This window comes from Cupriavidus sp. SIMBA_020 (genome assembly GCF_046535395.1).
Lineage (GTDB): Bacteria > Pseudomonadota > Gammaproteobacteria > Burkholderiales > Burkholderiaceae > Cupriavidus > Cupriavidus campinensis.
On sequence record NZ_JAWRWU010001175.1, the window covers coordinates 1 to 253 of the forward strand.

Sequence of the window (253 nt, forward strand, 5' to 3'; positions counted from 1 at the left end):
GGACGCGCTCGGTGCGACCGGATGGAACTGGGCGAATTGCCTGCCATACTTCCTGAAGCTCGAACACGACGCCGACTTCGCCGGCCCGCTGCACGGCAAGAACGGGCCGCTTCGCGTGCGACGTACCTCGCACGACAGGTTCTCCCCGTTCGTGCGTGCCGTGATCGAGTCGCTCAGCCGACACGGACATCCGCTTCGCGCGGATCAGAACGGTCCGTGGGAGGACGGCGTATTTCCCGGTGTCATCTCGGTC

At 65.6% G+C, this 253-nt stretch carries 1 pseudogene; it reads left to right on the plus strand.

Annotated elements, in window-relative coordinates:
- A pseudogene (locus SB751_RS33235) lies at window positions 1-253 on the plus strand (sorbosone dehydrogenase); the annotation flags it as partial.